Origin of the sequence: Dietzia sp. HMSC21D01 (assembly GCF_001815995.1) — a bacterium.
GTDB classification, from domain to species: Bacteria; Actinomycetota; Actinomycetes; order Mycobacteriales; family Mycobacteriaceae; genus Dietzia; species Dietzia cinnamea.
The window spans coordinates 1-7,915 of sequence record NZ_KV823938.1; the positions used below are offsets into that span (position 1 = coordinate 1).

Below are 7,915 nucleotides of genomic sequence, written 5' to 3' on the forward strand. Positions count from 1 at the left end.
CGCTCCCCGGAGCGGTGGCGGCCCTTCTCGTCGGTGAGGCGATCAGCCCTCGGCCGCCAGCTGGCCGCACGCGGCGTCGATGTCCGACCCGCGGGTGTCGCGGACGGTGCAGGAGACGCCGGCAGCGCGCACGGCCGCGACGAAGGCGTCCTGCTGGTGGCGGGGGCTGGCGTCCCATTCGCTCCCCGGGGTCGGGTTGAGCGGGATGAGATTGACGTGCGCCATGGGTCCGAGCCGCTGCGCGAGCAGCCGACCGAGCATCTCCCCACGCCAGACCTGGTCGTTCACATCGCGGATCAGCGCGTACTCGATGGACACGCGCCGGCCCGTGGCGTCGGCGTAGTGGCGGGCGGCGTCCATCACCTCGGTCACCGGCCACCGGTTGTTCACCGGCACCAGGGTGTCGCGGAGCTCGTCGTCGGGGGTGTGCAGCGACACGGCGAGGGTGACCTGGAGTCCTTCCTCGGCGAGCTTGTGGATGGCGGGGACGACCCCGACCGTCGACACGGTCACCGACCGCTGCGAGAGCCCGAAACCGGACGGCGGGGGCGAGATGATCCCGCGGACCGCGGCGAGGACGCGCTTGTAGTTGGCCAGCGGCTCACCCATCCCCATGAACACCACGTTCGACAGGCGCCCCGGTCCCCCCGGGATCTCGCCGTCCCGCAGCGCCCGCGCCGCCACGCGGACCTGCTCGAGGATCTCCGCCGTCGACAGATTCCGCTGGAGGCCGCCCTGACCCGTCGCGCAGAACGGGCACGCCATGCCACAGCCGGCCTGGCTCGAGATGCACACCGTCGCCCGATCCGGGTAGCGCATGAGCACGCTCTCCACCAGCGAGCCGTCGTGCAGCTTCCACAGCGTCTTGCGGGTGGTGCCCTCGTCCGCGGAGACGTGACGCAGCGACGTGGTGAGCGGCGGGAAGAGTTCCTGCCCCACCCGGTCACGCAGATCGGCCGGGAGGTCGGTCATCTCGCGCGGGTCCGCCTCGAGCCGCCCGAAGTACTGGTTCGCCAGCTGCTTCCCGCGGAACGAGGGAACCCCGAGGTCACCCATCGCCACCGCTCGGCCGTCGGAGTCGAGGTCGGCGAAGTGCCGCGGGGGCAGCCCACGGCGGGGGGCGTCGAATACGAGGGGAAGAGGTTCAGCCATGATTCGATCATTCTGTCAGAAACGAACGCGCACGACACACCGCCAACGGTGCCGTCCGCTGGGATGAGCACATACAGTTCTGCCATGGCCACACGTTCACACGATCCCGTAGACCCTGCTCATCCGGGCGCAGGCGACGCGTCGGGCGCGATACCCGCCGGGCGATCCGATGCCGGCGACTCGGCGCCGGCCCCCCTGGACGGGGCGACCGACAGTCCACCACCGGGCCGGGGGAACGGGGACGACCCCTATCCCGACACCGCCGGCGGGCTTCTCGGATCGGCGTGGGTAGGCCTCGTCCTGGGCGCACTGGTGACGGTCCTGCTGCTGATCTTCATCGCGCAGAACACGACCTCGACCGACGTCCGCTACCTCGGCTGGGAATTCAGCCTGCCATTGGGGGTGCTGATCCTCATGGCGGCGATCGCCGGGGCACTGATCATGGCACTGTTCGCCGGGTTCCGGATCCTCCAGCTGCGGATGCGCGCACGCAAGGCCCGCAAGCTCGCGACCCGCGCGCACTGACCACGCGGGGGCGGCGGCTCCCCATGCCGTCGCCCCGGCCGGTCACGTCGGCACGACGTACGTGAAGATGACCCAGACGACGACGGCGCTGGGCAGCACGGAGTCGAGGCGGTCCATGAAACCGCCGTGGCCCGGCAGCATCGTCCCCATGTCCTTGATGCCCAGGTCCCGTTTGACCTGCGATTCGACGAGATCGCCCAGCGTCGCGGTGAACACGGTGAGGACGCCGAGAAGGATACCCTTCCAGACGCTGTCGTTGAACATCATCGCCACGACGGTCGCGCCGCCGACCGTGGCGAACAGCAACGAACCGGCGAAACCCTCCCAGGACTTCTTCGGACTGATCGCCGGGACCATCGGGTGCTTCCCGAACAGCACCCCCGCGACGTAACCGCCGACGTCCGAGCACACGACCAGCAGGATGAGCGCCACGACCCGCTGCGCCCCGAACTCGCCGTCGGACAGCATGGCGCCCAGCGAACCCGGGACGGCGATCCACGCCAGGACGAACACCGCCACCGCGGCATCCCGCAGGTAGTTCTTCGGCGCGGTGGTCAGCCCGCCCATGAGCAGTCGCCACACGAGCACCACCACAGTGGTGACGGCGAATGCGGCGAAGGCGCCCTCCGCCCCGCTGAGGAAACCCGCCCACACCGTCGCCTGCCCGCCCAGCAGGAGCGGGATCAACGGGAGCCGGAACCGTGCCTGGCGCAGCCGCTTGAACACCTCCCAGGTGCCGATCGCGACGGCTCCCGCGGCGACGATGTACCAGGCGCGCGGGGTGAAGGCGATGCTCGCGATCACCAGCGCGCCGAGGCCGACCCCGACCGGGATGGCCCGGGTCAGGTCCCGGCCGGCGCGCGACGGAGGTGCGGCGGCCGCGGCGGTGGGCCCGGGCGGTCCGGGGGGAGCGGTGTCCACGGCGTACTCCTCGACTGTGAAGGGCGGATCGGGGCCGGGAGGTCACACCTCCATCAGCTCGCCTTCCTTGACCTTGACCAGGTCGTCGACATCGGCGACGTAGCGCTGGGTGAGCTTGTCGAGTTCCTTCTCGGCGGCGGCGACCTCGTCCTCGCCGGCTTCGCCGTCCTTCTGGATGCGCTTGAGCTCGTCCATCGCCTTGCGTCGGACGCCGCGGATCGCGATCCGGCCGTCCTCGGCCTTGGCCTTGGCCTGCTTGACCAGGTCGCGACGCCGCTCCTCGGTGAGCTGCGGCACCGTCACGCGGAGGACCTGCCCGTCGTTGGTCGGGTTGACGCCGAGGTCCGAGTTGCGGATCGCGTTCTCGATCGGGCCGATCTGCGACATCTCGTACGGCTTGATGATCAGCATCCGCGGTTCGGGGACGGTGATGCTGGACATCTGGGTGATCGGGGTGAGGGTCCCGTAGTACTCGCAGAGCACGCGGTTGAACATGCCCGGGTTGGCGCGGCCGGTGCGGATGGAGGCGAGCTCGTCACGGACGTGCTCGAGCGCCTTTTCCATCTTCTCCTCGGCCTCGAGCAGAGTGTCGTCGATCATGTGCGTCTCTTTTCGTTCTCGTCGGTGGCTGTGGTTCGGTCGCGGGCGGGTCGGTCGGCCGCGTCAGTCAGAGCTGCTGACCAGGGTCCCGATCTGCTCACCGGCCACTGCACGAGCGATGTTGCCCTCGGTGAGGAGGTTGAAGACCAGGATGGGCATGTTGTTGTCCATACAGAGGCTGAACGCTGTGGCGTCGGCCACCTTCAATCCGCGTTCGAGGCACTCGCGGTGCTCGATGCGGGTGAAAAGCTCGGCGCGGGGGTTCGTGCGCGGGTCGTCCGAGTACACCCCGTCGACGGCCTTGGCCATGAGCAGCACGTCGGCCTTGATCTCCAACGCGCGTTGCGCCGCGGTGGTGTCGGTCGAGAAGTAGGGCATGCCCATGCCGGCGCCGAAGATCACGACACGCCCCTTCTCCAGGTGCCGCTCGGCGCGCAGCGGGATGTACGGCTCCGCGACCTGCCCCATGTGGATGGCGGTCTGGACGCGCGTGGAGACGCCCTCCTGCTCGAGGAAGTCCTGAAGGGCGAGGCAGTTCATCACGGTGCCCAGCATCCCCATATAGTCGCTGCGGGCGCGGTCCAGGCCGCGTTGCTGCAGCTGGGCGCCGCGGAAGAAGTTGCCTCCCCCGATCACGATTGCGATCTGCGCCCCCGTGCGGGACACCTCGGCGATCTGACGGGCGACCGACTGGACCACATCCGGGTCGATACCCACGCCGCCGCCGCCGAACATCTCGCCGCCCAGCTTGAGCATCACTCGCCTGTAGCCGTCCCGCGGGTCGGTCATCGTTCTCCTCGTCCCGGGCGGATCGAGCCCGTATCGCGCGTCAACGCCCCCGACGGGGTCTCGTCGGGGTGGCGTGCGGCCCATGGTGGGACCGCGTTCATTCTGCCCTATCGCCCCTGCCTCCACACCGCAGCCCGCCGGGCGTGGGGACACCCGGGCCGACAGACGCCGACGGCGGCACCCGGGGATTCCGGGTGCCGCCGTCGCGTGGGACCCGTCGTGACGGGTCAGGGCCGCATCAGGCCTGGCCGACCTCGAAGCGCAGGAAGGCCGAGACCGTCGCGCCGGCCTCGTCGAGCAGGGCGCCGACAGTCTTCTTGCTGTCGGTGACCGACGGCTGGTCGAGGAGGCAGACGTCCTTGAAGAAGCCGTTGAGGCGTCCCTCGACGATCTTCGGGAGGGCCTGCTCCGGCTTGCCCTCCTCGCGGGCGGTGGCCTCGGCGATCTCGCGCTCCTTGGCGACGATGTCGGCGGGGACCTCGTCGCGGGAGACGTACTGGGCCTTGAGCGCGGCGATCTGCATCGCGGCGGCGCGCGCGGCGGACTCCGCGGCCTCGCCCTCACCCGAGTAGGCGACCATGACGCCGACGGCGGGCGGCAGGTCGGAGGAGCGCTTGTGCAGGTAGACGGCGACCGGGCCGTCGAGCTTGCCCACGCGGCGCAGGACCAGCTTCTCGCCGGGCTTGGCGGAGAACGACACGACGGCGTCGGCGACGGTGGCACCGTCGAGCTCGGCGGCGTTGAGGGCGTCGAGGTCCGAGATGCCCTGCGAGGCGGCCACGTCGACGATCTTGTCGGCGAGCGCGATGAACTCGGCGCTCTTGGCGACGAAGTCGGTCTCGGAGTTGAGCTCGATCATGACGCCGTCCTTGATGGCGACCAGGCCCTCGGCCGTGGTGCGCTCGGCGCGCTTGCCCACGTCCTTCGCGCCCTTGATGCGCAGGACCTCGACGGCCTTGTCGAAGTCGCCGTCGGTCTCCTCCAGGGCCTTCTTGCAGTCCATCATCCCGGAGCCGGTGAGCTCACGCAGACGCTTGACGTCGGCAGCGGTGTAGTTCGCCATTGTGGGGCGACCCTCCTTAAAGGGGTTCGTGATCTGTCGGGAAAGGTGTTGAAGAGTCGGTCGGCGGGCGAGATCGTCTCCACCCTAGACGTCGGGGCGTCCAGGGACGGCTGCCCACCGCTTCCGACACCTCGGGCCCGGCCCCCGGAAGATCCCCTGGGGGATCGTGGGCGGCCGGGCCCGATGGCGCTCGAGCTGGTGGTACTGATCAGGCCTCGGTGGCCGGGGCCTCGGTGGGGACCTCGGCCGCGGGGGCCTCGGCGGCCGGCGAGTCGGTGCCCGTGACGTCCGCGGCGGGCGCCTCGGCGCCCTCGCTGGTGGCGCCACCGGTGACCTGGTCGAGCTGCTCGGTCTCCCACTCGGCGAGCGGCTCGGCCTCCTCGCCGGTGGCCTTACCGGCCTGCGAGCGGGCCTTGAGGCCCTCGGCGACGGCGGAGGCGATGACGCGGGTCAGCACGGTGACCGAGCGGATGGCGTCGTCGTTCGCCGGGATCGGATAGTCGACGACATCCGGGTCGCAGTTGGTGTCGAGCAGCGCGACGACCGGGATGCCCAGCTTGCGGGCCTCGCCGACGGCGATGTGCTCCTTGTTGGTGTCGACGACCCACACCACGGAGGGGACCTTGCTCATGTCACGCATACCGCCGAGCGTGCGCTCCAGCTTGTTCTTCTCGCGCGTGAGCATGAGGATCTCCTTCTTGGTGCGACCCTCGAATCCGCCCGTCTGCTCCATCGACTCGAGCTCCTTGAGCCGCAGGAGCCGCTGGTGCACGGTCTGGAAGTTGGTGAGCATGCCACCCAGCCAACGCTGGTTGACGTACGGCATCCCGACCTTGGCGGCTTCCTCGGCGATGGCCTCCTGGGCCTGCTTCTTGGTCCCGACGAACAGGACGGTGCCGCCGTGGGCGACGGTCTCCTTGACGAACTCGTACGCCTGGTCGATGTAGGTCAGGGTCTGCTGCAGGTCGATGATGTAGATGCCGTTGCGGTCGGTGAAGATGAACCGACGCATCTTCGGGTTCCAGCGGCGGGTCTGGTGGCCGAAATGGGCGCCTGCGTCGAGCAGCTGCTTCATGGAGATGACTGCCATGATGGGTTGAGGGCTCGTCCGGCTTGGAAGCAGCCGGACCGCGAGGCCCTCGTCCTCGCTTTCTGGTACGTATCGGGTTATGCCCACTCGCCGGGCGGCGGCGGGCCCTGGTGTCCGCGTCGGGCCGGACCCCCGGCGTGCTGGGGCACCTGCTGGTCCGACGTCCGGGAAGGCCGGGCTGCACAGCCCCGGGGCCCGGATGCGGCGCCGTTGACCGGGTCGCCGCAGGACACGCGAAGTCGATCGACGAGAGTCGACCGCACGGGAGAGCATATCCCCTCGACCCCGCACAGCCAAGGCGGGCCTCTCGCCACCGGTCGCCTGACCCTGGGGATGGTCGTCCACCCTGTCCACAACCGGCGCGCCGCCCCTGGCGGTGGGCGGGCCGGTGCGGTGCACTCGTGGCGTGGCGATGATCAGGTCCCGCGGACGGGGTGGACGCGACGGGGCGCCCGCCGGCGTCGTGACCGCGGCGCTCGTCGTCGTCCTCGTCGTCGTGCCCCTCGCCTCCGCCGCTCCGCCCGCCTCCGTGCCGCCCGCCTCGGGGCCTTCCGCCTCGGTGCCCTCCGCCTCGGTGACGTCCGCGGGCGCCGTGTCGGTCGGTCCACGTCCGGCGATGGTCGGCCCCGTGCCGGGCCCGCTGTCGGTGGTCACCCCGTTCGACCCTCCGGCGCGGCGGTGGTTACCCGGCCACCGCGGGGTCGACCTGGCCGCGGAGCCGTACTCACCCGTCCTCTCCCCCGCCGACGGGACGGTGTCCTTCGCAGGCGCCGTGGCCGGGCGGCCGGTGGTGTCGATCGACCACGGCGGCGGGCTGCGCACGACGTACGAACCGGTCGCCGCCGAGGTGAGCGCCGGGGACGTCGTCGCCGCGGGTGCGCGGATCGGCCGACTCCTCGCCGGCCACCCCGGGTGTCCGGTGGTGGCGTGTCTGCACTGGGGCGCGCGGGTGGCCTCGGGAGGCACGTCCGGTGACGACGACGACTACGTCGATCCGCTCGCGCTGTTGGCCGCCACCCACCGTCCGATACGTCTCAAGCCCACACTGCCCGGCGACGGCGTCGGCTGAGAAGCGGCGGCGGCGACCCGATCAGGCGCGGGGATGGGCTCCGCGGTAGGCGGCGCGGAGGCGCTCGGCCGAGACGTGCGTGTAGATCTGGGTGGTCGCCGGCGTGGAGTGCCCGAGCAGCTCCTGGACGTGTCGCAGGTCCGCGCCGCCCTCGAGCAGGTGCGTGGCCGAACTGTGGCGCAGCGCGTGGGGCGAGACGCGGGGCGCGCCCGGCGTGGCCTCGCTGACCTCGTTGACGATCCTGCGGGCCGCCCGAGGGTCCAGGCGTCCGCCGCGGGCACCCAGAAGGAGGGCCGGCCCCGAGCGGGCGTTCGTCAGGGCCGGTCGGCCGGTGTCGAGCCAGGCGCGCAGTGCCCGGTCGGCGGGCGCCCCGTACGGGACGGCACGCTCGCGGTCGCCCTTGCCGATCACGCGGAGGAGTCGCCGTTCCGCGTCGACGTCGTCGACGTCGAGGCCGCACAGTTCGGCCACCCGGATGCCGCACGAGTACAGCAGCTCCACCACGAGGCGGTCGCGGACGGCGAGGGGGTCGCCCTCGGCCGCGCCGAGTTCGCTCGTCCGGATGGTCTCGCCCGCCTGGGCGGCGTCGAGGACCTCGGGCAGGTGCCGTCGGGCGCGCGGAGCCTCCAGTCTGGCCGCGACGTCGGTCGGGAGCAGCCCGGTGCGCGCCGCCCACGTGCTGAACGAGCGCGCCGCCGCGACCCGG

General features: G+C 71.1%; 9 protein-coding genes. 2 read left to right on the forward strand and 7 right to left on the reverse strand.

Annotated elements, in window-relative coordinates:
* Positions 1-42: 42 nt before the first annotated feature.
* Positions 43-1,152, reverse strand: coding sequence for a dual-specificity RNA methyltransferase RlmN (rlmN, locus tag HMPREF3086_RS09845; protein WP_070721604.1), 1,110 nt, complete (start codon positions 1,150-1,152; stop codon positions 43-45).
* A gap of 84 nt (positions 1,153-1,236) precedes the next feature.
* Between rlmN and HMPREF3086_RS18070 the strand changes: the two genes are divergently transcribed.
* Positions 1,237-1,677, forward strand: a complete 441-nt coding sequence (locus HMPREF3086_RS18070; protein WP_082767601.1) for a LapA family protein — start codon at positions 1,237-1,239, stop codon at positions 1,675-1,677.
* Between the two features lie 42 nt (positions 1,678-1,719).
* Here HMPREF3086_RS18070 and HMPREF3086_RS09855 read toward each other — a convergent pair whose 3' ends face one another.
* The 5 genes from HMPREF3086_RS09855 to rpsB all read right to left on the reverse strand — a co-directional run bounded on the left by HMPREF3086_RS09855 (position 1,720) and on the right by rpsB (position 6,140).
* Positions 1,720-2,598 (reverse strand): phosphatidate cytidylyltransferase, encoded by an 879-nt coding sequence (locus HMPREF3086_RS09855; RefSeq protein ID WP_061227751.1) that lies wholly within the window; start codon positions 2,596-2,598, stop codon positions 1,720-1,722.
* A 42-nt stretch (positions 2,599-2,640) separates the two neighbouring features.
* A complete protein-coding gene (frr, locus tag HMPREF3086_RS09860) occupies positions 2,641-3,198 on the reverse strand; it encodes a ribosome recycling factor (protein WP_061227752.1) in 558 nt (185 codons plus the stop codon).
* Positions 3,199-3,261: 63 nt separating this feature from the next.
* Complete coding sequence (pyrH, locus tag HMPREF3086_RS09865) at positions 3,262-3,987, reverse strand: UMP kinase (RefSeq protein WP_061227753.1); 726 nt, start codon at positions 3,985-3,987, stop codon at positions 3,262-3,264.
* Positions 3,988-4,225: 238 nt separating this feature from the next.
* Positions 4,226-5,050 carry a translation elongation factor Ts gene (tsf, locus tag HMPREF3086_RS09870; RefSeq protein ID WP_070721605.1) on the reverse strand — a complete coding sequence of 275 codons (825 nt, stop codon included), beginning with the start codon at positions 5,048-5,050 and terminating at the stop codon, positions 4,226-4,228.
* Between the two features lie 208 nt (positions 5,051-5,258).
* Positions 5,259-6,140 carry a 30S ribosomal protein S2 gene (gene rpsB / locus HMPREF3086_RS09875; RefSeq protein ID WP_061227755.1) on the reverse strand — a complete coding sequence of 294 codons (882 nt, stop codon included), beginning with the start codon at positions 6,138-6,140 and terminating at the stop codon, positions 5,259-5,261.
* 412 nt (positions 6,141-6,552) lie between these two features.
* Between rpsB and HMPREF3086_RS09880 the strand changes: the two genes are divergently transcribed.
* Positions 6,553-7,209: a murein hydrolase activator EnvC family protein gene (locus HMPREF3086_RS09880; protein ID WP_061914432.1), complete on the forward strand. Its 657-nt coding sequence runs from the start codon at positions 6,553-6,555 to the stop codon at positions 7,207-7,209.
* Between the two features lie 21 nt (positions 7,210-7,230).
* On the opposite strand, the gene HMPREF3086_RS19615 is transcribed toward HMPREF3086_RS09880, so the two are convergent.
* The coding region (locus tag HMPREF3086_RS19615; RefSeq protein WP_070721607.1) for a tyrosine-type recombinase/integrase at positions 7,231-7,915 on the reverse strand (685 nt) is incomplete at its 5' end.